Source organism: Paraburkholderia sp. 22099 (genome assembly GCF_052045835.1).
GTDB classification, from domain to species: domain Bacteria; phylum Pseudomonadota; class Gammaproteobacteria; order Burkholderiales; family Burkholderiaceae; genus Paraburkholderia; species Paraburkholderia terricola.
In genome coordinates, this window is the sequence record NZ_JBQEPU010000007.1 from 58,500 (window position 1) to 85,070 (window position 26,571).

The 26,571-nt window shown below is 66.0% G+C and carries 24 protein-coding genes; 17 read left to right on the top strand and 7 right to left on the bottom strand.

Features of this window, described 5'->3' with window-relative positions; translation table 11 throughout:
• The first annotated feature begins 33 nt into the window (after positions 1-33).
• Genes ACTJLC_RS08960 through ACTJLC_RS08990 form a run of 7 tightly spaced genes read left to right on the top strand, consistent with a single transcriptional unit; the run spans position 34 to position 7,083 of the window.
• On the top strand, positions 34-987 hold the full coding sequence (locus tag ACTJLC_RS08960; protein ID WP_073428541.1) for an ABC transporter permease: 954 nt from the start codon (positions 34-36) through the stop codon (positions 985-987).
• Positions 984-1,937 carry an ABC transporter permease gene (locus tag ACTJLC_RS08965; protein WP_310128437.1) on the top strand — a complete coding sequence of 318 codons (954 nt, stop codon included), beginning with the start codon at positions 984-986 and terminating at the stop codon, positions 1,935-1,937. The genes ACTJLC_RS08960 and ACTJLC_RS08965 overlap by 4 nt, the downstream gene beginning before the upstream one ends.
• Positions 1,937-3,781 (top strand): ABC transporter ATP-binding protein, encoded by a 1,845-nt coding sequence (locus ACTJLC_RS08970; protein WP_440843665.1) that lies wholly within the window; start codon positions 1,937-1,939, stop codon positions 3,779-3,781. Before ACTJLC_RS08965 ends, ACTJLC_RS08970 begins: the two co-directional genes overlap by 1 nt.
• Entirely contained in the window at positions 3,778-4,092 is a 315-nt protein-coding gene (locus tag ACTJLC_RS08975; protein WP_073428538.1) for a (2Fe-2S)-binding protein, read from the top strand. The genes ACTJLC_RS08970 and ACTJLC_RS08975 overlap by 4 nt, the downstream gene beginning before the upstream one ends.
• Positions 4,077-5,507, top strand: coding sequence for an NAD(P)/FAD-dependent oxidoreductase (locus ACTJLC_RS08980; protein ID WP_310313764.1), 1,431 nt, complete (start codon positions 4,077-4,079; stop codon positions 5,505-5,507). Before ACTJLC_RS08975 ends, ACTJLC_RS08980 begins: the two co-directional genes overlap by 16 nt.
• Positions 5,504-6,673 carry an NAD(P)/FAD-dependent oxidoreductase gene (locus tag ACTJLC_RS08985; RefSeq protein ID WP_310313767.1) on the top strand — a complete coding sequence of 390 codons (1,170 nt, stop codon included), beginning with the start codon at positions 5,504-5,506 and terminating at the stop codon, positions 6,671-6,673. Before ACTJLC_RS08980 ends, ACTJLC_RS08985 begins: the two co-directional genes overlap by 4 nt.
• Positions 6,670-7,083 (top strand): helix-turn-helix domain-containing protein, encoded by a 414-nt coding sequence (locus tag ACTJLC_RS08990; protein ID WP_310118246.1) that lies wholly within the window; start codon positions 6,670-6,672, stop codon positions 7,081-7,083. The genes ACTJLC_RS08985 and ACTJLC_RS08990 overlap by 4 nt, the downstream gene beginning before the upstream one ends.
• Here the strand turns inward: ACTJLC_RS08990 and prpR are convergent.
• A complete protein-coding gene (gene prpR / locus ACTJLC_RS08995) occupies positions 7,040-9,019 on the bottom strand; it encodes a propionate catabolism operon regulatory protein PrpR (protein WP_154873115.1) in 1,980 nt (659 codons plus the stop codon). The two genes, ACTJLC_RS08990 and prpR, sit on opposite strands and share 44 nt — an antisense overlap.
• Before the next feature lie 219 nt (positions 9,020-9,238).
• Between prpR and prpC the strand changes: the two genes are divergently transcribed.
• The 3 genes from prpC (at position 9,239) to prpF (ending at position 14,532) form a co-directional block, all read left to right on the top strand.
• Positions 9,239-10,408: a bifunctional 2-methylcitrate synthase/citrate synthase gene (gene prpC / locus ACTJLC_RS09000; protein WP_310313769.1), complete on the top strand. Its 1,170-nt coding sequence runs from the start codon at positions 9,239-9,241 to the stop codon at positions 10,406-10,408.
• 307 nt (positions 10,409-10,715) lie between these two features.
• Positions 10,716-13,313, top strand: coding sequence for a Fe/S-dependent 2-methylisocitrate dehydratase AcnD (gene acnD / locus ACTJLC_RS09005; protein ID WP_310313772.1), 2,598 nt, complete (start codon positions 10,716-10,718; stop codon positions 13,311-13,313).
• A gap of 31 nt (positions 13,314-13,344) precedes the next feature.
• The gene (gene prpF, locus ACTJLC_RS09010; RefSeq protein WP_310313775.1) at positions 13,345-14,532 is read left to right on the top strand and encodes a 2-methylaconitate cis-trans isomerase PrpF; all 1,188 of its coding nucleotides are present in this window, start codon (positions 13,345-13,347) and stop codon (positions 14,530-14,532) included.
• 102 nt (positions 14,533-14,634) lie between these two features.
• On the opposite strand, the gene ACTJLC_RS09015 is transcribed toward prpF, so the two are convergent.
• Both ACTJLC_RS09015 and ACTJLC_RS09020 read right to left on the bottom strand, forming a co-directional pair.
• Positions 14,635-15,048 (bottom strand): organic hydroperoxide resistance protein, encoded by a 414-nt coding sequence (locus tag ACTJLC_RS09015; protein WP_310313778.1) that lies wholly within the window; start codon positions 15,046-15,048, stop codon positions 14,635-14,637.
• A 240-nt stretch (positions 15,049-15,288) separates the two neighbouring features.
• On the bottom strand, positions 15,289-15,819 hold the full coding sequence (locus ACTJLC_RS09020) for a thioredoxin family protein (RefSeq protein ID WP_310313781.1): 531 nt from the start codon (positions 15,817-15,819) through the stop codon (positions 15,289-15,291).
• Positions 15,820-16,015: 196 nt separating this feature from the next.
• On the opposite strand from ACTJLC_RS09020, the gene ACTJLC_RS09025 reads away from it, so the two are divergent.
• The 4 genes from ACTJLC_RS09025 to ACTJLC_RS09040 are packed head-to-tail and all read left to right on the top strand — an operon-like array spanning position 16,016 to position 18,579.
• Entirely contained in the window at positions 16,016-16,396 is a 381-nt protein-coding gene (locus ACTJLC_RS09025; RefSeq protein WP_310128416.1) for a GFA family protein, read from the top strand.
• The gene (locus ACTJLC_RS09030) at positions 16,393-16,515 is read left to right on the top strand and encodes a hypothetical protein (RefSeq protein WP_268801990.1); all 123 of its coding nucleotides are present in this window, start codon (positions 16,393-16,395) and stop codon (positions 16,513-16,515) included. Before ACTJLC_RS09025 ends, ACTJLC_RS09030 begins: the two co-directional genes overlap by 4 nt.
• A gap of 7 nt (positions 16,516-16,522) precedes the next feature.
• A complete protein-coding gene (locus ACTJLC_RS09035) occupies positions 16,523-17,263 on the top strand; it encodes a response regulator (protein ID WP_073428527.1) in 741 nt (246 codons plus the stop codon).
• Positions 17,260-18,579: a sensor histidine kinase gene (locus ACTJLC_RS09040; protein ID WP_310128414.1), complete on the top strand. Its 1,320-nt coding sequence runs from the start codon at positions 17,260-17,262 to the stop codon at positions 18,577-18,579. Before ACTJLC_RS09035 ends, ACTJLC_RS09040 begins: the two co-directional genes overlap by 4 nt.
• Positions 18,580-18,635: 56 nt before the next feature.
• Here ACTJLC_RS09040 and ACTJLC_RS09045 read toward each other — a convergent pair whose 3' ends face one another.
• On the bottom strand, positions 18,636-19,259 hold the full coding sequence (locus tag ACTJLC_RS09045) for an ABC transporter ATP-binding protein (RefSeq protein ID WP_310313783.1): 624 nt from the start codon (positions 19,257-19,259) through the stop codon (positions 18,636-18,638).
• Between the two features lie 196 nt (positions 19,260-19,455).
• On the opposite strand from ACTJLC_RS09045, the gene ACTJLC_RS09050 reads away from it, so the two are divergent.
• Positions 19,456-20,769 carry an MFS transporter gene (locus ACTJLC_RS09050; RefSeq protein ID WP_310313786.1) on the top strand — a complete coding sequence of 438 codons (1,314 nt, stop codon included), beginning with the start codon at positions 19,456-19,458 and terminating at the stop codon, positions 20,767-20,769.
• A 3-nt stretch (positions 20,770-20,772) separates the two neighbouring features.
• Here ACTJLC_RS09050 and ACTJLC_RS09055 read toward each other — a convergent pair whose 3' ends face one another.
• On the bottom strand, positions 20,773-21,810 hold the full coding sequence (locus ACTJLC_RS09055) for a helix-turn-helix transcriptional regulator (RefSeq protein ID WP_310313789.1): 1,038 nt from the start codon (positions 21,808-21,810) through the stop codon (positions 20,773-20,775).
• A 266-nt stretch (positions 21,811-22,076) separates the two neighbouring features.
• On the opposite strand from ACTJLC_RS09055, the gene ACTJLC_RS09060 reads away from it, so the two are divergent.
• Together ACTJLC_RS09060 and ACTJLC_RS09065 are read left to right on the top strand one after the other, a co-directional pair.
• Positions 22,077-22,346: a hypothetical protein gene (locus tag ACTJLC_RS09060; protein WP_114164237.1), complete on the top strand. Its 270-nt coding sequence runs from the start codon at positions 22,077-22,079 to the stop codon at positions 22,344-22,346.
• 568 nt (positions 22,347-22,914) lie between these two features.
• Complete coding sequence (locus ACTJLC_RS09065; protein WP_073428522.1) at positions 22,915-24,819, top strand: ATP-dependent metallopeptidase FtsH/Yme1/Tma family protein; 1,905 nt, start codon at positions 22,915-22,917, stop codon at positions 24,817-24,819.
• Between the two features lie 28 nt (positions 24,820-24,847).
• Here the strand turns inward: ACTJLC_RS09065 and ACTJLC_RS09070 are convergent, their stop codons facing one another.
• Both ACTJLC_RS09070 and ACTJLC_RS09075 read right to left on the bottom strand, forming a co-directional pair.
• Positions 24,848-25,096, bottom strand: coding sequence for a hypothetical protein (locus ACTJLC_RS09070; protein ID WP_310313795.1), 249 nt, complete (start codon positions 25,094-25,096; stop codon positions 24,848-24,850).
• A 75-nt stretch (positions 25,097-25,171) separates the two neighbouring features.
• Positions 25,172-26,356, bottom strand: a complete 1,185-nt coding sequence (locus ACTJLC_RS09075) for an acyltransferase family protein (protein WP_310313798.1) — start codon at positions 26,354-26,356, stop codon at positions 25,172-25,174.
• Positions 26,357-26,571: the final 215 nt, after the last annotated feature.

Here is a 26,571-nt window from a genome sequence, read left to right on the forward strand (position 1 = left end):
CGGCGTGCGGCTTCAACCTAAAGGCGACTCTCGATGAAAGCACACGCGCAACGACTCATCGCCGCGCGCCTCGGCCTCGCGCTGCTGACGCTGCTGCTGGTTTCGGCGGTGGTGTTCGCCATCACCGGCCTGCTTCCCGGCGATGCCGCGCAGCAGGCGCTCGGCCAGGCGGCCACCCCCGAAGCCGTCGCGGCATTGCGGCATCAATTCGGCCTCGACCAGCCGGCGCTGCAACGCTACGTCGAATGGCTCATGCACATTGTCACCGGCAACTTTGGCACTTCGATGTCAAACAATCTGCCGGTCAGCGAATTGATCGCCACGCGCCTGCCGAACTCGCTGGTGCTGGCCGGTCTCACGTCGCTCGTCTCGGTGCCGATCGCGTTGCTGATCGGCATTTCGTCGGCGATGTTCCGCGGCTCGCTGCTCGACCGCACGCTCAACGTGCTCACGCTTTCCACCGTGGCGGTGCCGGAATTCCTGGTCGCCACCATCGCGGTGCTGATCTTCGCCGTCAAGCTGCGCTGGCTGCCCGCGCTGTCGTATCTGTCGGAAGTGCATTCGTTCGGCGCGCTGCTGCGCATCTACGCGATGCCCGTGATGACGCTGTGCTGCGTGATCGTCGCGCAGATGGCGCGCATGACGCGCGCCGCGGTGCTCGATCAACTCAATTCCTCGTATGTCGAGATGGCGATACTCAAGGGCGCCTCGCCCGTGCGCGTGGTGTGGCGGCACGTGTTGCCGAACACCATCGGCCCGATTGCCAACGCGGTGGCGCTGAGCCTGTCGTATCTGTTCGGCGGCGTGGTGATCGTCGAGTCGATCTTCAACTATCCCGGTCTCGCGAGCCTGATGGTGGATGCCGTGACGAACCGCGACATGCCGCTCGTGCAAGGCTGCGTAATGGTGTTCTGCGCGGCGTATCTCGCGCTCGTGCTGATCGCCGACCTGTGTCAAATCGTCTCCAACCCGAGGCTGCGCCGATGATGAGCCAACCCACCAACCCCCATGTTCCCCACGCCGGCACGGAACTGTACGACGTGAGCCGCGATGAACTCGTGGCTGATTCGGCGCCGCCGGGCGAGCCGACCCCCGCGCCGAAAACCGGTGTGTTGAAACGCCTCGTGCACCGCTTCTCGGCGCTCGGACTGATCGGCCTGCTGCTGGTGGCGTTCTGGCTGCTGATCGCGTTCGTCGGTCCGCTCATCGCACCGTACAAAGGCGGCGCGCTCACCTCGACGGAAATTTTCGGCAGCTATGGCGCGGCTCATCCGCTCGGCACCGACTATCTCGGCCGCGACATGCTGAGCCGCATTCTCTACGGCGCGCGCTACACGGTCGGCCTCGCGCTGGCGGCGGCGCTGCTCGCGAGTTTGATCGGCACGTTCTTCGGCCTGCTCGCCGCGGTGTCCGGGCGCTGGGTCGACGAGATTCTGAGCCGTCTGTTCGACGCGATCATTTCGATTCCGAGCAAGGTGCTCGCGCTCGTCGTGATCGCCGCGTTCGGTTCGTCGATCACGATGCTGACGACCGTGGCCGCCGCGGCGTATATCCCCGGCGCGTTCCGCATTTCGCGCTCGCTCGCGATGAACGTGATGAGCCTCGAATACGTGCAGGTGGCCCGCGCGCGCGGCGAGGGCATCTTCTATATCGCGCGGGTCGAGGTGCTGCCGAACATGATTCATCCGATGCTCGCCGATTTCGGCCTGCGTTTCGTGTTCATCGTGCTGCTGCTGAGCGGGCTGAGTTTTCTCGGCCTCGGCGTGCAGCCGCCGAATGCCGACTGGGGCTCGCTCGTGCGCGAGAACATCGGCGGGTTGTCGGAGGGCGCGCCCGCGGTGCTGATGCCGGCCGTCGCCATCGCGACGCTGACCATCGGCATGAACCTGCTGATCGACAATTTGCGGCGTCGCGGCCGCAGCCACGGAGGCGCGTGATGGCTGAACGGGACATGATCGAAGTGAAGGGCCTGCGCGTGGTCGCGGGCGCCGCGCCGGCAGCCGTGACGGAGATCGTCAAGGGCGTCGATTTTTCGGTGAGGAAGGGCGAGGTGCTCGCGCTGATCGGCGAGTCGGGTTCGGGCAAGACGACCATCGCGTTGTCGCTGCTCGGCTATGCGCGCGCGGGCTGCGCCATTAGCGGCGGGTCGGTGCGCATCGGCGACGTGGATGTGCTGTCGCTCGACGCGAAGGGCCGCCGCGCGTTGCGAGCGCGCACGGTGGCCTATGTGGCGCAGAGCGCGTCGGCGGGTTTCAATCCCGCGCGCACGATCATGGATCAGATCACCGAGCCGGCGCTGCTGCATCAGTTGATGACGAAAGACGCCGCGCGCGCCAAGGCGATCGGCCTGTTCCGCTCGCTTGCGTTGCCCGCGCCGGAAACGATCGGCGAGCGCTATCCGCATCAGGTGTCGGGCGGGCAGTTGCAGCGCTTGATGGCCGCGATGGCGCTGATCACCGATCCGGCCGTCGTCGTATTCGACGAACCGACCACCGCGCTCGACGTCACCACGCAGATCGAAGTGCTCGCGGCCTTCAAGAAGGTGATCCGCGAACTCGGCACGACGGCGGTGTACGTGTCGCACGACCTGGCTGTGGTTGCGCAGATGGCCGACCGCATCGTCGTGTTGAACGGCGGCGCGGTGAAGGAAAACGGCGCGGTCGCGCAAGTGCTCGACGCGCCCGTCGACGCCTACACGCGCCAGTTGCTGGCGGCCACGCGCCGCCCGGAAGCCGCGTTGGAAACGCCGCCGCAGTCCGGAAAACACGTGCCGCCGCTGCTCGAGATTCGCGGACTCGCGGCCGGCTATGGCCGCCTCGACCGCTTCGGCGCGCCGGCCGTGCGCGTGCTCGACGACGTCAGCCTGTCGATCGCGCGCGGCAGCACGCTCGGCGTGATCGGCGAATCGGGTTCCGGCAAGACGACGCTCGCGCGCGTGGTGGCGGGGCTGGTGGACCGGGCGCGCGGCGAGGTGCTGTTCAACGGCGAGGCGTTGCCCGCGCAACTTTCGCGCCGCACGCCGGAGCAATACCGGCAGATCCAGATCGTGTTTCAGAACGCCGATACCGCGCTGAACCCGAGCCATTCGATCGCCGATATCCTCGCGCGGCCGCTCGCGTTCTATCATCATCTGCGCGGCTCGGCGGCGAAGAAGCGCATGCTGGCGCTGCTCGATCTGGTCAAGCTGCCGGCCTCGATCGCCACGCGCACGCCGGCCGGACTTTCCGGCGGCCAGAAGCAGCGCGTGAACCTGGCGCGCGCGCTCGCCGCCGATCCCGCGTTGATTCTCTGCGACGAAGTGACGTCCGCGCTCGACACGGTGGTCGGCGCGGCGATCCTCGATCTGCTGGCCGAATTGCGGCGCGAACTGGGCGTGTCGTACATGTTCATCAGCCACGACATTTCCACCGTGCGCGCGATCTGCGACGAAGTGATCGTGCTGTATGCCGGGCATCGCGTGGAAGCCGGGCAGCGCGACGTGCTCGCCGCGCCGCCGTATCACCCGTACACGGGCTTGCTGGTGGACTCGGTGCCCGCGTTGAAACCCGGCTGGCTCGACGCGCGCCGCGAGATCAACGCCGCTGCGTTGCCGCCGCTCGGCGAAAGCGCCGGGATTCCCGAGTTGTGCGCGTTCCGCGCGCGCTGCCCGGTGCGCATCGACGGCATGTGCAACATGACGCCGCCTTCGCTCAAGAAGCTGCCTTCGGGCGCGGAAATCCTTTGCCATCATTCGACATCCGAGCTGAATCGCCTGCAGACCCTGGAGGCCATTCCGGCATGAACGGACGATTCGTACGGCTTGCGGAGCAGGGCCGCAAGACCTTTGCGATCACGGTGGACGGCGTCGTGCGCGAAGCCGCCGAGGGCGACACGCTGATGGTCGCGCTGCTGACCGGCATGAACACGTTGCGCGATTCCGAATTCGGCGACGGCCGCCGCGCCGGTTTCTGCTTGATGGGCGCGTGCCAGGACTGTTGGGTATGGACGGCGGCGGGCGAGCGCGTGCGCGCGTGCAGCACGCCGGCGGCGCCCGGCATGTCGATCGTGACGAAACTCGCCGAAGCCGGGGAGGGCGTATGGCCCCGCGCGTAGTCGTGATCGGGAGCGGGCCGGCGGGCGTGCGCGCCGCGCAGGCGCTGGTGGAGGCGGGGCTGCGGCCCACGGTCATCGACGAAGGGCGGCGCGATGGCGGACAGATCTATCGGCGGCAGCCGGAAGGGTTTTCGCGCAGCTACGACACGCTTTACGGCACCGAGGCGGAACGCGCCGCTTCGCTGCACGCGAGTTTCGATGCGCTGAAAAGCATGATCGACTATCTGCCGGAAACGCTCGTGTGGAATATCTCGCCGAACGCCGTGCATCTGGTGAGCGGCACGCGTTATCGCACGCTCGCGTTCGATTCGCTGATCGTATGCAGCGGCGCGACCGATCGGCTGATGCCGGTCAAGGGCTGGCACCAGGCGGGCGCCTATAGCCTCGGCGGCGCGCAAGTCGCGCTGAAATCGCAGGGCTGCGCGATCGGCTCGCGCATCGTGATGATGGGCAGCGGTCCGCTGTTGTACCTCGTCGCGGCGCAATACGTGAAGGCGGGCGCACAGGTGGCCGCGGTGCTCGATACGTCGACGCTCATGCAGCGCATGGCCGCGTTGCCGCGTTTGCTGGCGATTCCCGCCGCCTTGAAGAAAGGCATCGCATTGACGCGCGTGCTGACGCAAGCACGCGTGCCCGTTCATCGCGGCGTGCAGCCTGTCGAAATCAAGGGCTCGCCGCACGACGGCGTGAGCGGCGTCGAGGTGGCGTTGCCCGGCGGCGAGCGGCTCGAGATTGTGTGCGACGCCGTGGCGCTCGGTTATCACTTGCGCCCGGAGACGCAACTCGCGGACCTCGCGGGTTGCCGCTTCCTGTTCGACGCCGATACACAGCAGTGGCTCCCGCAAATCGACGACGACGGCCGCGGCAGCGTCAAAGGCGTCTATCTGGCCGGCGACGGCGCAAGGGTGCGCGGCGCGGACGCGGCGGAACGTTCGGGACGCCTCGCGGCGCTCGCGGTTCTGCACGATCACGGCATGCACGTCGAGGGGATGGAGCGCTTGCGTCGCGAACTCGCGCGCTTCACGCGCTTTGCCGCGGGCTTGCGCGCGGCCTTTCCGTGGCCGGCGAAATTCGCCGCGTCGCTGCCGGATGAAACCATCGTCTGCCGTTGCGAAGCGATCACGGCGGGCGAATTGCGCCGCGTCGTGCGCGCGACCGGCGCGCAGGAAGCCAATCGCGCGAAGGCGTTTTCGCGCGTCGGCATGGGACGCTGCCAGGGACGCTATTGCGGCCACGCGGGCGCGGAGATCATCGCGGCGGCGGCGTCCGTGCCCTTGGCTTCGGTGGGGCGCTTGCGCGGGCAGGCGCCTGTCAAGCCGCTGCCTGTCGCGTTGACCGAAGCGTTGACCGAGGCTTCGACCGGAGACTTGACCGAAGCGGCCAGCACCGAAGCAAGCGCGGAGATAAGCGAATGAGCGCGGCGACCCAGAACGAAGCCGATGTGATCGTGATCGGCGGCGGCATCATGGGCACGACGACCGCGTTCTTCCTGCGTCGGCGTAAGCGCTCGGTGATCCTGCTCGAACGCGGACTCACGGGCCAGCAGGCGAGCGGCGTGAACTTCGGCGGGATTCGCCGCCAGGGGCGCGCGCTGCCGCAACTGGCGATGGCGAACCGCGCGCTGCGCACGTGGCAACGCTCGGCGGAACTGCTCGGCGAGGACATCGAGTTTCTGCCCGTGGGCCATACGCGCGTGTGCTACCACCAGAAGGACGTCGAGAACTTCGATCAGTACGCGATCGACGCGCGCGCCTACGGTCTCGACCTCGAAGTGCTGCACGGCGAAGCGCTGTTCCGGCGTTTCCCGTTTCTCGGCCGCGAGGTGCTGGCCGCCTCCATTTCGCCGTTCGACGGTCATGCGAATCCGCGCCTCGCCGCGCCTGCGTTCGGCCGGGCCGCCGCACGGCTCGGCGCGCGCGTGGTCGAGAACACGGAAATCGTGCGCGTCGAAAAAGAGGCTGGCCGGTTTCGCGTGCAGAGCGCGCGCGGCGACGTCTATTGGGCCGCGCAGCTCGTGATTTGCGCCGGCGCCTGGGCGAGCCGTCTGAGCGAGCAGTTCGGCGAAGCGGCCCCGCTCACCACGCACGGGCCGCAAATGTGCGTCACCGAACCGGTGCCGTATGTCTTCAAATCGTCGATGGGCGTGTTCACGTCGATCAAGGAAGAGAGCATCTATTTCCGGCAGATTCCGCGCGGCAACATCATCGTGGGCGGCGGGCCGCCCGGTCCCGCGGATGCGCTGACGTGCCGCGCGTCGGTGCTGCCGATCAACACCGTGCGCCAGCTCGCGCAAATGCGGCGGCTCGTGCCCGCATTGGCGCCGCTCAATGTGATTCGCGTGTGGAGCGGCGTCGAAAGTTATCTGCCCGACGGCGAACCGGTGATCGGTCCGAGCAGCAAGGTCGACGGCCTCTTCTATGCGTTCGGCTTCAACGGCGCGGGCTTTCAGATCGGCCCCGGCGTCGGCGAGACGATGGCCGAACTGCTCGGCACCGGCAACGCCGCGATTCCTCTCGACGTGTTTTCCATCGCGCGGTTCGCGAAGCAGCCGGCAGCCCGTTCGACGGCCGCGGCGTCATGAAACAGTCGATCAGCCTGAATGCCGCGCGGGCGTTCATCGAAGCGCATTTCGACGAACCGGTGACGCTCGCGCAACTGGCCGCGCTGTCCGCGTTGAGCGTGTCGCGCTTCGCGACGGTGTTCCGGCAGCAATACGGTTCATCGCCGTATCGCTATCTGTGCGGGCTGCGGATTCAGCGCGCGCAGACGCTGTTGCTCGCAGGCGTGCCGGGGTCGGTCGTCGCGACGGAGGTCGGCTTCTTCGATCAAAGCCATTTCGGGCGGCATTTCAAGCGGTGCTGCGGGATGACGCCGAGCATGTTCATCGCGCGCGCGGGGGCCAAGGCGACCCATGCGACCCATGCGACCAAACAGGGCGACGCGATGTCTACTGTGTCGCGTTCAGCTTCCGCCATAACGTCGTCTTGCTGATGCCGAGCGCCTCGCACACCGCGTCGCGATCGCCGTCGTGCGCGGCGAGCGCGGCGCGGATCTCGTCGGCTTCCACGTGGCGGCTGCGCTCGCGTAGCGTGAGCGCGGTTTTTTTCGCGCGTGCGTGCGGCTCGAAGATTTCTGGCGCGACGGTGCGCAGCATGTCGCGTGTGAGGATGGATTTGGCATCGGCATCCGTTGCCGCGTGGGTGTCGGTGCCGGCGTCCGCGTCCGCCAGTTCGACCGCGATCCGTTCGATCACGTTCTGCAATTCACGCACGTTGCCCGGCCATGCGTAACGGCGCAATGGCTCGGCAAGCTCCGCAAGCATGCGTCGAGCGGCCTCCGCATCGGGCAGGCGCGCCGCGAGCCTCGGTTCACGCGCCGCGGCTTGCAGCAGCAGTTCGGCGGCGAGCGGCAGCAGGTCGGTGGGCCGCTCGCGCAGCGGCGGCAGCGCGATGCTCAGAATGTTGAGCCGGTAGTACAGGTCCGCGCGAAAACGGCCCGCCGCGATGCCCTCGGTCAACGCGCGATGCGTCGCCGCCACCACGCGAATGTCGACGCGCGTCGGCTCCGTCGAACCGAGCCGCACGACTTCGCGTTCCTGCAGCACGCGCAGCAGCCGGCTTTGCAACGACAACGGCATCTCGCCGATTTCATCGAGAAACAGCGTGCCGCGATGCGCGACTTCGATCAGTCCCGCCTTGCCGCCCTTGCGCGCGCCGGTGAACGCGCCTTCCTCGTAGCCGAACAATTCGCTTTCCAGCAAGGCCTCGGGAAACGCGCCGCAATTGATCGCGACGAACGCGAAGTCGCGCCGCGCGCTCAGTCGATGCATGCTCTGCGCGACCATTTCCTTGCCGGTGCCGCTCTCGCCGAGAATCAGCACGGTGGCGTCCGATCGCGCATAGCGCCGCACGAGCGAGCGCACCCGTTCGATCGATGCGGATGCGCCGACGATGTCGTCGAGCCGGTAGCGCGCGCTGAACTGCTGCACGCGTTGCCGCGAGCGCAGCGTGCGGTCGAGTTTTTCGACGGCGCGCGATTCCTGAAACGTCAGCACGGTGCCCGCCGCCGCGCCGCTGCTCGCCAGCGGTCCGCGATGCACGACGTAGCTCGCGCCGCGCACGGTGCAGAACGAGTCGCCGTCCGAGTCCGGCAAGCTGCCCGCCAGGTCGGGCGCGAGTTCCAGTAGCGGGCGGCCCGCCGCCTTTGCCGCGTCGAGGCCGAGGACGTCGGCGAGGCGTTGATTCATGGCTTCGACGCGGCCTTGCGCGTCGAGCGCGACCACGCCGTCGCGCAGATGTTGCAGCAGGTTGTCGAGCCGTTGGCGGCGAAGCGTTTCGCGGCGAGTGGCCTGCGCGACTTCGAGCGCGGTATCGAATGCGGCGCGCACCGACGCGCGCGAATAGAGAAACACCGCGCCCATGCCGGCGCTTGCGGCGAGATCGGTCACGAGTCCGGGACCGACCACCACGTCGATGCCGCGATCGCGCAGATCGAGCACGACGCTCTCGGCGTCCTGCGCCGACTCATAAGAGGCGAACGTCACGTCGAGTTCATAAGCGGCCGTGAAGCGGCGCACTTCGTCGGGCGTGTCGCCGTGCGTGACGAGCGCGACCCGCGCGCCGTCGCGGCGGGCTCGCGCAAGCGCATGCATCACGTCGAAGCCGGTCGGGTTGATCAGCACGACGGGAACCGCGACGCGCGTTTTCAGATACGCGCCGCTGGAGCCGCCGGCGATCACGACATCGGGACGGCCCGCGCCCGCGGCGTCGATTTCGCGCACGGCATCCTCGAAGCCCTGCGCGACGATGCGCAGGTCCGCAGTTTCGACATATTCGCCGGCGATGTCGAAAAACAGATCGCGCAAGCGGCTGATGCTGACGGCCCAGATGCGCGGGCGCTGGGGAGAGTCGAAATGGGGCGTGCTCAAGGTCGGACGGCTCCTGGCGAGGCTGCGGCGGGTGCCGTCATTATGCGCGCATCGGTTTCTGATTTGAAATTGGAATTTCATTTGTGAAATTCGGCGCGGCGCGCGGTCGGCGGCTCTTTTTTGGGAAATCAGGCACTTAGCCCGCTCGGCGCCGCCTGGCCCGTTCTTTGCAATTTGGACTTCCATCCAAAATTTCCCCATGCAACTGGAGACGAACTCATGAGCGAAGCAGACAACAGCACGCCGAACGCGGGCGCGTTCAAACCGAAAAAGTCCGTGGCGCTGTCCGGCGTGACCGCAGGGAATACGGCGCTGTGCACGGTCGGCAAGACCGGCAACGACCTGCACTATCGGGGCTACGACATTCTCGACCTCGCCGGCGCGTGCGAATTCGAGGAGATCGCGTACCTGCTGGTCCACGAAAAACTGCCGACCCAGGCCGAACTGGGCGCCTACAAGACGAAGCTCAAGGCGCTGCGCGGCCTGCCCGCGAACGTGAAGGCCGCGCTCGAATGGATTCCCGCCGCCGCGCATCCGATGGACGTGATGCGCACCGGCGTCTCGGTGCTCGGCACCGTGCTGCCGGAAAAGGACGATCACAACCTGCCCGGCGCGCGCGACATCGCCGACAAACTGATGGCCTCGCTCGGCTCGATGCTGCTCTACTGGTATCACTACTCGCACAACGGCAGGCGCATCGAGGTCGAAACGGATGACGACTCGATCGGCGGCCACTTCCTGCATCTGCTGCACGGCGTGGCGCCGTCGAAGTCGTGGGTCGACGCGATGCATGTATCGCTGAACCTGTACGCGGAGCATGAGTTCAACGCGTCGACCTTCACCGGCCGCGTGATCGCGGGCACGGGCTCGGACATCTATTCGGCGATCACCGGCGCGATCGGCGCGCTGCGCGGACCGAAGCACGGCGGCGCGAACGAAGCCGCGTTCGAGATCCAGTCGCGCTACCCGACACCCGACGACGCCGAGGCGGACATCCGCCGTCGCGTGGAGAACAAGGAAGTGGTGATCGGCTTCGGCCACCCGGTGTACACGATCTCCGATCCGCGCAACAAGGTGATCAAGGAAGTCGCGCGGAAGCTCTCGAAGGAAGCGGGCAACACCAAGCTGTTCAGCATCGCGGAACGCCTGGAATCGGTGATGTGGGAAGCGAAAAAGATGTTCCCGAACCTCGACTGGTTCAGCGCGGTTTCGTACCACATGATGGGCGTGCCGACGGCGATGTTCACGCCGCTCTTCGTGATCTCGCGCACGGCAGGCTGGAGCGCGCACATCATCGAGCAGCGCATCGACAACAAGATCATCCGTCCGAGCGCGAATTACACCGGACCGGACGATTTGCCGTTCGTGCCGTTGGCGAAGCGGGTTTAAGGGCGTTTGAAAAACGCGTAAGCCGCGAACGTTGAATGCGTGAAAGCCAGGCTGCAAGCTTTGCTCCTCCATTGCGTCCAAAGAGCGCGACGCGATGAAGTTAAGCCTTGGTTCGCCCATACCCCGAGCCAAGGCTGTTTTTTGCAGCGCGTTCACGAAGCCGCCCGCAAACCTGCACGCTACGCGAGCTACACTCCACTTACTGTCCGACCGACCCGCCAGCGAAGCGCCGCGTTGAAAAGGCGTGGCGGATCGTGACGCACGGCCGCCGCCACCGTCCCCGAATCGATACTGTTTTTCTCAAGCCATGAATACTGCAAACCGCAAACGCCTTCCCGGCACCCGGCTCGATTTCTTCGACACGCGCGCCGCCGTCGACGCGATCCAGCCCGGCGCTTACGACATGCTGCCGTACACGTCCCGCGTGCTGGCCGAAAACCTGGTGCGCCGCTGCGATCCGGTGATGCTCGTCGCGTCGCTCAAGCAGATCATCGAACGCAAGCGCGAGCTGGATTTCCCGTGGTTTCCGGCGCGCGTGGTGTGTCATGACATTCTTGGTCAGACCGCGCTGGTCGACCTCGCCGGTCTGCGCGACGCAATCGCCGCGCAAGGCGGCGATCCGGCGCTGGTCAACCCGGTGGTGCCCACGCAACTCGTGGTGGATCATTCGCTCGCCGTCGAGTGCGGCGGCTTCGATCCCGACGCGTTCGAGAAGAACCGCGCGATAGAAGACCGTCGCAATGAAGACCGCTTCGATTTCATCAACTGGACCAAGCGCGCGTTCAGGAACGTCGACGTGATTCCGCCGGGCAACGGCATCCTGCATCAGATCAATCTGGAGCGCATGAGCCCGGTGGTGCAGGTGAGCGATGGCGTGGCCTTCCCCGATACGCTGGTCGGCACCGATTCGCACACGCCGATGGTCGATGCGCTCGGCGTGATCGCGATCGGCGTGGGCGGTCTCGAAGCCGAAAGCGTGATGCTGGGCCGCGCGTCGTATATGCGCCTGCCGGACATCGTCGGCGTGGAACTGACGGGCAAGCCGGGCGAGGGCATCACGGCGACCGACGTGGTGCTCTCGTTGACCGAATTCCTGCGCAACGAAAAAGTGGTCGGCGCGTATCTGGAGTTCTTCGGCGAAGGCACGGCGCGGCTGACCTTGGGCGACCGCGCGACCATCGCCAACATGGCGCCCGAATTCGGCGCCACCGCCGCGATGTTCTACATCGACGGGCAGACCATCAAGTACCTCAAGCTCACGGGCCGCGACGACGAACTGGTCAAGCTGGTCGAGACTTACGCGAAGGAAACTGGCCTGTGGGCGGATAGCCTGAAGCACGCCGAGTACGAGCGCGTGCTGAAGTTCGATCTCTCCAGCGTGGTGCGCACGCTGGCCGGTCCGTCGAATCCGCATCGCCGCTTGCCGGTGTCCGAACTCGCCGCGCGCGGCATCAGCGGCAAGGTGGAGAACGAGCCGGGCCTGATGCCGGACGGCGCGGTGATCATCGCCGCGATCACGAGTTGCACGAATACCAACAACCCGCGCAACATGATCGCCGCCGGCCTGCTGGCGCGCAACGCGAACCGGCGCGGACTCACGCGCAAGCCGTGGGCGAAGACCTCGCTCGCGCCGGGCTCGAAGGCGGTCACGCTGTATCTGGAAGAAGCGGGGCTGCTGCCGGAACTGGAGCAACTCGGCTTCGGCGTGGTCGCGTATGCGTGCACGTCGTGCAACGGCATGTCGGGCGCGCTGGACCCGGCGATCCAGAAAGAAATCGTCGAGCGCGATCTGTATGCGACCGCCGTGCTGTCCGGCAACCGTAACTTCGACGGCCGTATTCATCCGTATGCGAAGCAGGCGTTTCTGGCTTCGCCGCCGCTGGTGGTGGCGTATGCGATCGCGGGCACGATCCGCTTCGACATCGAAAAGGACGTGCTGGGTATCGACGCCGACGGCCATGCCGTCACGCTGAAGGACATCTGGCCGTCGGATGAGGAGATCGACGCGGTGGTCGCGTCGAGCGTGAAGCCGGAACAGTTCCGCAAGGTGTACGAGCCGATGTTCGCGGTTTCCGTCGACACCGGCGAGAAAGCGAATCCGCTCTACGACTGGCGGCCGATGAGCACCTACATTCGCCGTCCGCCGTACTGGGAAGGGGCGCTCGCCGGCGAGCGCACGCTTAAGGGCATGCGCCCGCTCGCGGTGCTCGGCGACAACATCACCACCGACCACCTGTCGCCGTCCAACGCGATCCTGGCGGACAGCGCCTCGGGCGAATACCTCGCCAGAATGGGCTTGCCGGAAGAGGACTTCAATTCGTACGCGACGCATCGCGGCGACCACCTCACCGCGCAGCGCGCCACCTTCGCGAACCCGACGCTGAAGAACGAGATGGTGCTGGAAGACGGCAAGGTGAAGGCCGGCTCGCTGGCTCGCATCGAACCGGAGGGCAAGGTCACGCGCATGTGGGAAGCGATCGAAACCTACATGGAGCGCAAGCAGCCGCTGATCGTGATTGCCGGGGCCGACTACGGCCAAGGTTCGTCGCGCGACTGGGCGGCCAAGGGCGTGCGTCTTGCCGGCGCGGAAGCGATCGTCGCGGAAGGCTTCGAGCGGATTCACCGCACGAATCTGGTGGGCATGGGCGTGTTGCCGCTGGAGTTCAAGCCCGGCGTGAACCGCATCACGCTCGCCATCGACGGCACCGAAACCTTCGACGTGATCGGCGAGCGCAAGCCGCGCGCCGACCTCACGCTGGTGATTCATCGCAGGAACGGGGAGCGCGTGGATGTGCCGGTGACGTGCCGGCTCGATACCGCCGAGGAAGTCTCTATTTACGAAGCCGGCGGCGTGTTGCAGCGCTTCGCGCAGGACTTTCTCGAATCGTCGAAAGCGGCGGCTTGATCAACAAGACGCTAACCAGGACACCATCAACATGGCCCACCAGCCTCAGATCAAGATTCCGGCCACCTACATGCGTGGCGGCACCAGTAAAGGCGTGTTCTTTCGCCTGCAGGATTTGCCCGAAGCCGCGCAAGTGCCGGGCGCGGCGCGCGACGCGCTGCTGCTGCGCGTGATCGGCAGCCCCGACCCGTACGGCAAGCAGATCGACGGCATGGGCGGCGCGACGTCGAGCACCAGCAAGACGGTGATCATCGCCAAAAGCAGCAAGCCCGATCACGACGTGGATTACCTGTTCGGCCAGGTTTCGATCGACAAGGCGTTCGTCGACTGGAGCGGCAACTGCGGCAATCTCTCGGCCGCCGTGGGACCGTTCGCGATCGGCGCGGGCCTCGTCGACCCGAGCCGCGTTCCGCGCGACGGCGTGGCGGTCGTGCGCATCTGGCAGGCGAATATCGGCAAGACGATCATCGGCCACGTGCCCATGACCGACGGCGCGGTGCAGGAGACCGGCGACTTCGAACTCGACGGCGTCACGTTTCCCGCCGCCGAGGTGCAACTCGAATTCATGGACCCGGCCGCGGAAGAAGAAGGCGCGGGCGGCTCGATGTTCCCGACCGGCAATCTGGTCGACGACCTCGAAGTGCCGGGCGTCGGCACGCTGAAGGCGACGATGATCAACGCGGGCATTCCCACCATCTTCGTGGAGGCGGCAGCGATCGGCTATCGGGGCACCGAGATGCAGGACGCCATCAACAGCGACGAAAAAGCGCTGGCAATGTTCGAGACGATCCGCGCGCACGGCGCGCTGCGCATGGGCCTCATCGAGCATCTCGATGAGATCGCGACGCGTCAGCACACGCCGAAAATCGCCTTCGTCGCCAAGCCCGCCGACTACGTGGCGTCGAGCGGCAAGCGCATCGGCGCGGGCGATGTGGATCTGCTGGTGCGGGCGATGTCGATGGGCAAGCTGCATCACGCGATGATGGGCACGGCCGCGGTGGCGATCGGCACGGCGGCCGCGATTCCGGGCACGCTCGTGAATCTCGCCGCCGGCGGCGGCGCGCGTGAGGCGGTGCGCTTCGGGCATCCCTCGGGCACGTTGCGGGTGGGAGCGCAAGCGAGCCGCAACGGCGACGAGTGGACCGTCACCAAGGCCATCATGAGCCGTAGCGCGCGGGTGCTGATGGAAGGGTGGGTGCGCGTGCCCCCGCTGGCTTGACGGACACGCGACGCCGCACCTGAGCCGGCTTGCACCGGCCAGCAGGTGCAAGCCGGCCGCGACGACACGATTCGCCGTCGCGTGGGGCACGCACTGTCCCGCTCAGATCACGTTGATGACCACGTCGATATTGCCGCGCGTCGCCCTCGAATACGGACACGTTTGATGCGCGGTGTTCGCGAGCGCTTGCGCGACCTCGCGGTCCAGACCCGGCAGGCTGACGTTCAAGCGCGCCCGCAGGAAGTAGGCGTTGTCCGCCACGACGAGATCCACTTCGGTGTCGACGGCGGTGTCCGCGGGAACGGCGACTTTCATTCGCGCGGCGGCCAATCCGATCGCGCCGAGGAAGCAGGCGGACCAGCCCGCCGCGAACAACTGCTCGGGATTGGTGCCGGCGCCCGACGCGCCCGGACTCGTGAGCTTGATGTCGAGACGGCCGTCGGAACTGCGCGATGCGCCGTCCCGGCCGCCGGTCGTGTGGGTCTTGCCTGTGTACAGCACTTTTTCTTGCGTCATGACGATGCCTTCGTGAAGTTGAGGGGCGACAGTCCCTGAACGGACTGACAAAAAAACGAAAATAAAACGCCCGGATAGCAGCGCCGCGCGTGGCGTTCATCTGCTATCCGCGGTTGCCTGATTAAAGCGCGCCGAGGTATCCGGCTCGTGTCGGCAAAACGGACTATTGCAAGGTCCTGTGTCCGTACAACCCGCCGATACGTTGCGATACGAATCCGCGCTCGAACCGCGCACGCGCGGTCACTTTTGCGCCAGCAATGCCTTGATCGCCGACTCGGTTTCGGCGTAATCGCCTTCGCCGAAGTGCGTATAGACCACCCGTCCTTTCTTGTCGATCAGGTACAACGCAGGCCAATACTGGTTGTGGTAGGCGCTCCACGTCGCGTACTCGTTGTCCTGCGCGACCGGGTACGTGATGCCGAAGCGCTTGATGGCGGTCTTGACGTTATCCGTGCTGCGCTCGAACGGATACTCGGGCGTATGCACGCCGATCACCGCGAGGCCCTGATCCTTGTATTTCTGATTCCAGCTTTTGACGTAAGGCAGCGTGTGAATGCAGTTGATGCAGGTGTAAGTCCAGAAGTCGACGAGCACGACCTTGCCGCGCAACTGCTGCAAGGTCAGCGGCTCGCTGTTGAGCCATGTGTCGATGCCGGTGAATTCCGGCGCGGGGAGGCTCGTGGCGGGCGTGTCGGCCAGCGCGGCGCCGCTGCTGGCCGCGGCGGCGGCCAACACGGCGGCGGCGGTCAATGTCTTGAGCGTGGTGACCATATCAAAGTCCTTAAAGTGCGCAAGGGTCGAAGGGAGTGGCATGGCTGCTATTGAAACGCCCGCACGTATCCGGCTTGTGTCGGCGAAACCCCGCCTGTGCAATGTTTTGTGTAGCGCGGCAGGCCGGATACATTGGGACACAATTCGCGCGAGACGCTCCGCTATAACGCAGTCATCGCTTATCGAGGGGAGCCGTATGAGTCACGAAAGCCACGAACCGCTGCGGGGAGCCTGTCATTGCGGCGCCGTCCGATTCGAAGTGCGCACCGCCGTCACGCCTGCCGCCCGCTGCAATTGCAGCCTGTGCCGGCGCAAGGGCGCGCTGATGACGCCGCCGTTCGCGGCGGGCGCGCTGAACATCCTGAGCGGTGAGGACGCGCTCACGCTGTATCAGTTCAATACGCGCGTCGCCCGGCATTACTTCTGCAAGCATTGCGGCATCTATCCGTTTCATCAGACGCGCAAGGACCCGCACCTGTGGCGTGCGAACATCGGTTGCCTTGAAGGCGTCGATCCGTATACGCTGGATGCCGGCGTCAACGACGGTGCGAGTCTGTCCGTCGTGGAGGACGCATGAAGCGGCTGCTTGCGATCCTCGCCTTCCTCGCGGGCGGCGTCGCGGCGGAAATGGCGCACCCCGTGCAATGCGAACTGGTCAATGCGAGCCGGGTGCAGATGAAACGCAGGAGGCAATGAGCTGTCGATGGAAACCACCGACCACGTGCTGATCGTCGACGACGATCGCGGCATCCGCGAACTGCTCGCGGGCTATCTGGAGAAGAACGGCATGCGCGTTTCGCTGGCCGCCAACGGCCGGCAGATGCGCGCCGTGCTGGAGCACGGCGCGCCCGATCTGATCGTGCTCGACCTCATGATGCCAGGCGAGGACGGCCTCGTGCTGTGCCGCGAACTGCGCGCGGGCAAATTCCGCGCGGTGCCGGTGCTGATGCTCACGGCGCGCAACGAGGAGGCCGACCGTATCGTCGGCCTCGAAATGGGCGCGGACGACTATCTGCCCAAGCCCTTCGCCGTGCGCGAACTGCTGGCGCGGATTCGCGCCGTGCTGCGCCGCGCGCGCATGCTGCCGCCCGGCATGGAGGTCACGGAGTCGGCGCAGATGCTCGCCTTCGGCGACTGGCGGCTCGACACCACCGCGCGCCATCTGCTCGACGCCGAAAACACGATGGTCGCGTTGAGCGGCGCGGAGTACCGTCTGCTGCGCGTGTTCCTCGATCATCCGCAGCGCGTGCTCACGCGCGATCAGTTGCTCAATCTCACGCAAGGCCGCCAGGCCGATGCCTTCGACCGCTCCATCGACCTGCTGGTGAGCCGGCTGCGTCAGCGTTTGCGGGACGTGGCGCGCGAGCCGCGCTACATCAAGACGCTGCGCAGCGAAGGCTATGTGTTCAGCGCCGCCGTGACGCATATCGAAGGCCCGCAATGAACGCGCGTTCCCTGTTGCGCTGGCCGCGCAGCCTGTTCGCGAGGCTCGCGCTGATCCTGTTCGTCGGCCTTGCGCTTGCGCAGACGCTGTCGTTCTGGCTGACCATGACCGAGCGCGATCAGACCATGACCAATGTGATGATGGGCTATATCGAACGCGAGGTCGCCAGTTCGGTCGCGCTGCTCGATCATTTGCCGCCCGCCGAGCGCGACGCCTGGTTGCCGCGGCTCGCGCGGCGCAGTTACAGCTTCATGCTCGAGCCGGGCGTGGGCGGCGGCCCGCCCGATGCGCGGCTGTCGGCGCGCGCGGCGGAATCGATCGCCGAAGGCATCGGCAAGCGCTATGCATTGACGGCCAACGCCGTGCCCGGCGAGGCCGAGCATCTGCAGGTGCACCTGAAGCTGAGCGACGGCGCGCCGCTCACCATCGACATGCACCCGATGTCCGGCGCGCCTTTGTCGCGCTGGCTGCCGCTGGTGCTGGCGCTGCAACTGGCGGTGCTCGCCGCGTGCTGCTGGCTGGCGGTGCGGCTCGCCACGCGTCCGCTCGAACGGCTGGCGCAGGCGGCCGATACGCTGGGCCCCGACCTGAAAGCGGAGCGCCTGCCGGAGAACGGACCGGACGAAGTAGCGCGCGCGGCCAGGGCGTTCAATGCGATGCAGGACCGGGTGGCGACCTACATGACCGAACGCATGCAGATTCTCGCGGCGATCTCGCACGATCTGCAAACGCCGATCACGCGCATGCGCTTACGGGTCGACGTGATGGACAACAGCGCAGAGGGCGCGAGACTGCAGCAGGATTTGCAGGAGATGGAAACGCTGGTGAAGGAGGGCGTGACCTACGCGCGCACGCTGCACGGCGCGACCGAGGTGCCTTGCCGGATCGACCCCGACGCGCTGTTCGACAGCCTCGTGTGCGATTACGTCGACGCGGGGCAGGACGTGTCGCTGAACGGCCGCATTTCGACCGCGCTGGTCACGCGGCCACAGGCGCTGCGCCGGATCGTCGGCAACCTGGTCGACAACGCGCTGAAGTTCGGCGGCGCGGCCGAGATCGGGCTGGCCGCGGCGGGGAACGGGCAGGTCACCGTGTCGGTGCTCGACCGCGGGCCGGGCATACCGGCTGAATCGCTGGAGGCGGTGTTCGAACCGTTCTACCGGCTCGAAGGTTCGCGTAACCGGCACACGGGCGGCACCGGGCTCGGCCTTGCGATTGCCCGCCAACTCGCGCTGGCGATGGATGCGACGCTGACGTTGCACAATCGTCCGGGCGGCGGGCTGGAAGCGCGGCTGGTGTTGAAGAACCTCGGGTAGTGGCGCGGGGCCAGGACGGTCGATGTCGGGACGGCGCGCGAAGGCGGCCCGGCTTTCTAACCGCGCTGGCCAAGCCCCGCGAAATCGACGCTCCTCGCTTCGCAAGCCTGGGTGAACACTGCGTCGTAGCTCGAGAAAAACACCGTGCGCGTTCGGGCGAGCATCTTGAACAGATCGACCAGCGCGGCGCGCGCGGCGGCGTCGAGCCCGCCGACCGGTTCGTCCGCGATGAGCACCCTGGTCTCGCCGAGCGCGGCTGCCGTGAGGAACATCTTTTTTCTCGTGCCGAACGACATCTGTTCGAAGCGTTTGTCGAGATGCGGCGTGAGACCGAAGCGCTCGGCCAGCGCCAGGATATCGCCGCCGACCGTCGTGTTTCTCGCCGAAGCCACCTCGTTCAGATACGCGCGACCGGTTTGATCGGGGTACGTCATGCAGTCTTCCGGCACATACGTCAGCAACGATTTCGCCGCGGCCGGCGCGGTGCGCAGCGAGTGCCCGCCGATCCAGACTTCGCCCGTGTCGGGCTCGATGGTGCCGGCGATAATGCCGAGCAAGGTGGATTTGCCGCTGCCCGATTCGTCGTCGAGGGCCACGCAGCCGGACGTGCTGTCGTAGCGCAGTCCTTCGAAGAGGATGCGATCGCCATAGCGCTTGCTGAGGTTGTCGAATCGAAGCATGGGCTGGAGCGGGCTCGGCGAAGAATTGCGATGGTGCGCAGTGTAGCAGCGCGAGTTTTTCGCCTGCGGATCGGGCCGATCCAAGGGCGGCTAAAGTCGCGTGTTTCAAGACCGTTAATGCAGAGAGGCCGGCACGGAAGCCGGGTCTCTTCCGTCATCTTCCCGAACCCTTCGACAGACGCTTCGAGCGCCCCTCATGCACACTGCCGCCGGCAATACGGCTACGCCGTCCCGCGCCGAACTTCGACGCATCGTCACGGCGATCGTGATCGGCAACGGCTTCGTCGCGTACGACTTCACCGTCTACAGCTTTTCGGCCGTCATCATCGGCAATCTGTTCTTTCCGTCGGACGATCCCGGCTCGTCGCTGCTGCTCTCGCTCGCCACCTTCGGCGCGGGCTTCGTGATGCGCCCGCTCGGCGCGCTGCTGATCGGCCACATTGCCGACAGCCACGGCCGCAAGGCCGGCCTCACCGTCTCGCTCGCGCTGATGACGCTCGGCACATGGCTGATCGCGTGCCTGCCCGGCTATGCGTCGATCGGCCCCGCCGCGAGCGTGCTGATGGTGCTCGCGCGCCTGATGCAGGGGCTCGCGGCGGGCGGCGAGATCGGCCCGGCGTCGGCTTCGCTGATGGAGTCGGCGGGCCATGGGCGCCGCTGCTTCATGGCGAGCTGGCGCGGGGCCAGCCAGGGGGCGGCCGCGTTCGCCGCCGCGCTGGTCGGCGCCGGCACCACCGCGCTGCTGTCGCCCGCCGCCATGCACGACTGGGGATGGCGCATTCCGTTCGTGCTGGGCGGGCTGATCGGTCCGGTGGGCTGGTATTTGCGCCGCCGCATGCCGGCCGGCGCGCCGCCGCGCCGCGCACGGCTGAATCCGCGGCGCATGTTCGCCGAGCACACGCGCCCGCTCGTCTGCGGAATTCTGATGATGGCGGCGCCCTCGGTGAGCATCTACCTCACCGTGTTCTATATGCCGGCCTACCTCGTTCGCACGCTGCATCGGCCGCCGGTGGTCAGCCTGCTGACGGCATGCCTGTCGGGCGTCGCGATTCTCGTGGCGACACCGCTCGTCGCACGCGCGGCCGACCGGCTCGCGAGCCGCAAGACGCTGCAATACGTGTCGCTGGCGGCGTCGCTCATCGCGGCCTGGCCGGTGTTCTGGGCGCTGACTCACGGCGTGAGCGATCTCGCCGCGCTGGTCATCATCACGGCCTACGTGGCGCTGGCGGTCAACAACGCGGGCGCGAGCTCGGTGCTGATGATGGAGGCGTTTCCCGCGCATCGGCGCGCCAGCGGCGTGTCGGTGATCTACAGCCTCGGCGTCGTGCTGTTCGGCGGATTTTCGCCGTTCCTCGTGACGTGGCTCATCAACCTGACGGGCGATCCGATGATTCCGGCGTGGTATCTGATGGGCGCGACGGCACTCGCGCTGGCCGCGCTGAAGCAGTTCCCCGAGAGCGCGGCGGCGCAGGCGCGCGCCGCCTGCGCTGCGTCCCGGCCGCCGCTCTGATTGCTACGCCGGGTTGCCTGCTTGCAGGGCGAGTGCGCGCACGCGCATGTCCTGCGGACTCATGTCGAAGGCGCGCCGGAACGCGCGCGTAAAGTCGGACGCGCTGTGAAAACCCAACCCATAGGCGATTTCCGCCACCTGCAACTGCGGGAAGCGAACCAGTTCGTCCGCGGCTTCCCGCAGCCGGCGATTGCGGATATAGGCGCCGAGTCCGCCCTCGTGCTCGAACCAGCGATAGATCGTCGCGCGTTTCAGTTGCAACGCCTGAACCACACGCGTGGGCGTGAGTTCGCCGTCGTGCAGGTTGGCTTCGACGTAGCGGCGCACGCGGCCCATCAACGCCGCCTGTAGCGCGGCGCGGTCCGCGCCCGTCAGGCGCGCCTCCTGGCGAAACACGGCGGTCAGCAACTGCGCGCCGGCGTGCAGGGCCAGGCTCGCGCCGCCCGCATCGAGCCTGGGGATTTCCCTGGCAAGCGCGGCCAGATGATCCAGCGCGAGGCCGGTGAGCGGCGAGCCTTGCTGAACGATGCGGCCGTGAAGCGCCGCGCCGTCGCGCAATTCCTGGTCGACCATCGCGGCCGGTACGAACACGCTCAGCAGGCGGCACCGGGGGCGTTCGACGCGAAACGGCTGGTTCAGATCGAACGCGACGATGCCTTGCACCGAGCCCGGCGCGCTGCGCTTCCTGTGCATGCCCTTGACGTGGCCGATTTCTCCTTCGAGAAAGAGCTGGAAGACGTAATCGCGCCGCGAGTCGGTGGAGACGCGGGCCACCGAGCGTTCGAGCAGCATCGGATCGGTGCGGCAGTCGGTAAACACGATGCCGCCGACCGCATACAAATCGATTTCACCGCGAAATCCCCCGGCGATCCGCTCTTTCGACGGCGGGGCGTCGACCACATGGCCGACGCGCTGGCGCCAGGCCAGAAATTGCTCGCCGGGCGCGAGTTCGTGCGTGCTGAAACGGTTCACCGAGACGACGGAGCGCGAATCGGCCGTGGCGGCCGCGGCCAGATGTGGCGGCAAGGTGCGCTGGTTCATGGGTCCGATGCGGCAAGCGGGGGATGCGGCGGCGGGCGGTATTTCGGCTGCCGTCGCCGGAATTTGAGACGGATGGTAAAGCCTAACAAAAAACCTACGTTAATGTCACACGATTAGATGCAGATCGTTTTCGCCGACGGCGCGGCCGAAATCCACTGCCCGGTCCCGTGAAATCGCAACTGCGCGATCACAGAGCGTTGGTTCGCCGCGGCGCGGGGGCGAGGTCCACGCCTGGCCAATCTGGCAATTCACCGGGGCATGGAACGATGAACGGCACGAAGCGGCAACCGGGCGGGCGGTATCCGGCGAGCCTGGCGGACATACAGTTGGAGCATCTGGAGAACATGGTCGAGTACCTGTCGCGCGAGGGCGGCGCCGGCGTACCGTATCCGCTCGGCCAGGACTACTGGGAAAAACGCATCCGCGCGCTCGAAGAGACGCATGAGCTGATTGGCAGCCAGCGGCAACGTCTCACCAGACTTCTGACGAGACTGGGTAACGAAGCGCCGGTCGCGAACCGTGGACGCGAAGGTTGACAGCGCGAGACCAGATCGATGCCGGCCTGCATCGAAAATAAAAACGAAGAGCCTGGGAGAGAAGCGGCGATGATGCGAACGGGCCCGAAGAGGCCCGTCGCTCATTGGTGCGGGCGTCGAACGCACGCCTTCGAATAAAGCGGCTTCGCGAGCGCGGCCATGCAGCCGTTTTCCTCGATCCCGATCGACTCCAATCGAGTCTATTTGCCGTAAATCTGACCGCTTTTAAATAGGGCGCGGCTAATTGTAGGTATCCAAAGTACACAGCGAATAGAGGGCTGCTAAACTGTGCCCGGAGCAGCGTATCTCGTATTTCAACCGATCGCTCGTTCCCTAAAAATTCCGGCGGGCGCAAATCCCCGGATAGACGGTGGAAATGGGCTTTTTCCGTGATTTGGAAAGAGCGGCGCCACGGCATACTCACCTGCATGAGTGCCGCTAAAAGGGCGCAGGCCTGGGGCGCTCTTCAGGCTGCAGGGTGTCGCAGCAGTCGATCCCCACACATCTCTACTCCTCTGACTTTTACAAGTATTGGGGCTCGCTTTGAGCCCGTTTTTGGAAGTGACTCATGAAGCCGGGAAAGAACTCGCTTGGGAAAAGACGCGCACGCAAACTCGCGATTGCGGTAGGTGCGGCGCTGATCGCCGCGTTGCTCGCATTCAGCTTCTGGCATCACCAGCAGCGCAACGCGCAAGCCGCACCGGCGCTGACCGGCGTCGCACAGGACATGCGCCATGATCCGTCGGCGTGGACGCGCGAAGAGAAAGACGCGTCGCAAATGATGCGTGATGTGCGCGGCGCCAACGTCGCGGCGATCGGCGTGAGTCCGAACGCGATCCTGGTGTCGAGGCGCGACGGCTCGAAATACTTCGTCACCGATAACAATGCGGCGTTCTCGCATGCGCTGCTGCTCGACGAACCCAAGTCCGGCGAGGCCGCGCCGTATCAACTCGTCTGGCTTCCCGATGCGGATATCCGCACCGGCGGCGCCACCTGGATTCGTGTGTTCGAGCAGACCCGCGACGCGATCAGCGTGCTGCTGCCGCTGCTGCTGATCGGCGGCATGGTGTGGTTCATGCGCCGCGAGATGCGAGGCGGCGCGCAGTTGCTCAGCAAGGCGCCCACGCTGCGTTTCGACGACGTGATCGGCGCGGGCGAAGCGAAGGCCGCGCTCGCGGACATTCGCGGCTATCTGTCGGACCCGAAGCAATTCACGTCGATGGGCGTGCGCGCGCCGTGCGGCATTCTGATGGTGGGCGGTCCGGGCGTCGGCAAGACGCGGCTCGCGCAGGCGCTCGCGGGCGAATGCGGCGCGAGCTTCATCTCGATCACGGGCAGCTACTTCAGCGCGAAGTACTACGGCGTCGGCATTCAGAAGGTCAAGAATCTTTTCGAACTCGCGCGCAAGAACGCGCCCACGGTGATCTTCATCGACGAGGCCGACGGTCTCGCCAAGCGCACGGATACCGGCGGCGGTCCGGTGGAGGCCGAGAGCAATCGCATCATCAATCAGTTGCTCGCGGAAATGGACGGCTTTGCTTCGAACGAAGGCGTCATCATCGTCGCGGCGACCAACCACCCCGACAATCTGGATGAAGCATTGCGCCGGCCGGGCCGTTTCGATCGCACCGTGCAGGTTCGTTTGCCCGATCGCGAGGACCGCGCGAAGATCTTCCGCTTCTACGCGGAAAAGCTGAAGTCGAAATCCGCCGACATCGACTACGATCAACTGGCTCGCCTCACCACGGGCCTGTCTCCGGCGACGGTCGCGATGGTGGTGAATCAGGCGGGGCTCGTCGCGCGCAAGGCCGGCGATACGGAGATCGCCTCGAAGCACTTCATGGAAGCGATCAAGATCGCGCGCATCGGCGACGTGAGCGGCGCCGAGCGCGCACTGAGCGAGGATGAACGCACGCGCATCGCCGTGCACGAAGCAGGGCACGGTCTCGTCGCGGCGCTGCTCGGCACCGGCGTGCTCGAAGAGGTCACGATTCTGCCGCGCGGCGGCGCGTTGGGCGTGGCGCTCATCACCAAGGCGCAGGACAAGCATCTGTACCGCGAGACCGAGATTCGCAACGAAATCCAGGTGTTGCTCGGCGGGCGCAATGCCGAGATCCTCACCTTCTCCGAGGCATCGAGCGGCGCCGCGTCGGACTTGCAGGAGGCGTCGCGCATCAGTCTCGACATGGTGTCGAAATTCGGTTTCAACAGCGACGGCGACCTGTTCAGCCTCGCGGCGCTGCCCTCGCAGTACGCGGGTCTGCAGATGAAGAGCGCCATCGAGCACGCGAACGTGCTGCTCAAGGAGTTGAACGAACTCTGCTACGGTCTGCTGCACGCTTACGAACCGGTGCTGCGGGCCATCGCGGACGAATTGCTCGAACAGGAAACGGTGCCCGGAGAAACGGTCTATCGGCTTATCCGGGAACACAAGAACTCGCTCAAGATCGTCCACGAGCCGGCCGCCGCCTGAAGCGGATTTTGTAGCGCGCGGGTCTCACTCACGCGAAGTCGGAAGGGCCGGGCGGCGGCACGCCCGGCGGCGTTTCGGTTTCGCCTAACGGGTTGTGTTTGGCCTCGTCGTCGTGCGGCGGGGTTTCGCTTTTTTCCGGCAACGGCTGATCGAGGCCCGGCTCGACCGGTGTGGGAAATGCGTCGCCAACGGGCTTGGAGACCTCGGTGGGCGGGCCGCCGGGATCGTTATCGGGCTTCTGCTCCTGTTCGTTCGGGGGATGGGGCATGTTTGCCATGACGAATCTCCGGTTGATGTGATGCCCTTATTCGTCAGCAACGCCTGTGCCACCCTCGCCGCATAGGCGGTCTTATCAAACGGCGTCCGAAGCGGCGCCGTCCTCCCTCAACGTGGGCTCATTGCGAGCCGCGCGCGCGATAGGTGCTTGCGCCGCGGCGGGATTTGTCGCGTCAGCCGGCGCACGCCGCGTCTTCAGGCGAAGGATCGGCTCTTCGATCAGCCGCCACGACAGCAGCGCTATCGCCAGCGAAATCGCAAACGACGTGATGATGCCCGCGACATGCGCCCACATCGGCACCGCGCCGCCGAAGAACGCCACCGCATGATGATTGCGGGTCAGGTCGGGAATCAGGTTGTGATAAAGATAAAAACCGTAGCTGACGCGCCCGAAGCTCACCAGCCAGCCGGTTTCGAGCAGGCCGATCACCACCGCGTTGCGGCAGCACGCAATCGAACAGACCAGCGCGGCAATGCAGAGGCCGTACAACGCGCTCACGGCGGTGAAAGCGAATGAACTGTCGAACTCGCTCCACGCCGGTTCGGTCGCGCAGAAACCCACGAGGCACAGACTCAACACGAACAGCGTCGCGCCGTGACCGAGCCAGGCGCGCAAGCGGCTCGTGTTGCCCGCGATCATCAAGCCGCCGATGCCGCCCAGCGCCAGCAGCCAGAAATTCGTCAACGGTTGCGTGTAGATCGTGATTTCCTGCCAGTGCGCCGCGCGCATCGCGAAGAGCGACAGCAGTCCGGCGGCGATGATCGCGAGGCATACCGCGCGATGCCGCCGCGCCGCGAGCAGCAGCAATAGCGGCGCGAACACGAGATAGAACTGCTCCTCGATCGCGAGACTCCACAAGTGCGAGTAACGCCCCGGCCAGTAATGCAGCACGGAGCCGATCCAGACGTTCGACAGATACGCGAAGTGAAACGGCATGCCGCTCGCCAGTTCGGGACTCGCGATGCCGAACGCCATTAGCACGCACATCACGATCAGCATCAGGTAGTAAATCGGAAAGATGCGCAGCGTGCGGCGGAACAGGAAACGCTTGAGCTCGGCGCCGAACCGGCTGGCGTTTTTCTCGATGCGCGCGCGCTGTGCGGAGAGGATGCCGATGATCAGAAAACCGCTCAGCGCAAAGAAGATCCATACGCCGAGATGGCCGATCTCGCCGATGTCGCCGAACAGGCGGTGCTGAAAAAATACCATCAGGACCGCGATTGCGCGCAGTCCGTCGAAGCCGGCAATTCTGTTGTTCATGTGGTCTTCTTCCAGAGCGAAGGCGGCGCGCGCGGCGCTGCGCTTCAGGGCGGTAGTGGAAGGACCGGCGCGCATCGGTGACGGCAAAGTCAGCGGCGGCGAATAGAAGGCGTCGCAATGACGCTCGGCGAGCCGGCTGATCGCGGATCAGCGGCAGCGTGTCCGGTCCACATGAGTGGCCGCCGTCGAAGGGTGGCATCGCTCGCAATGCGCGA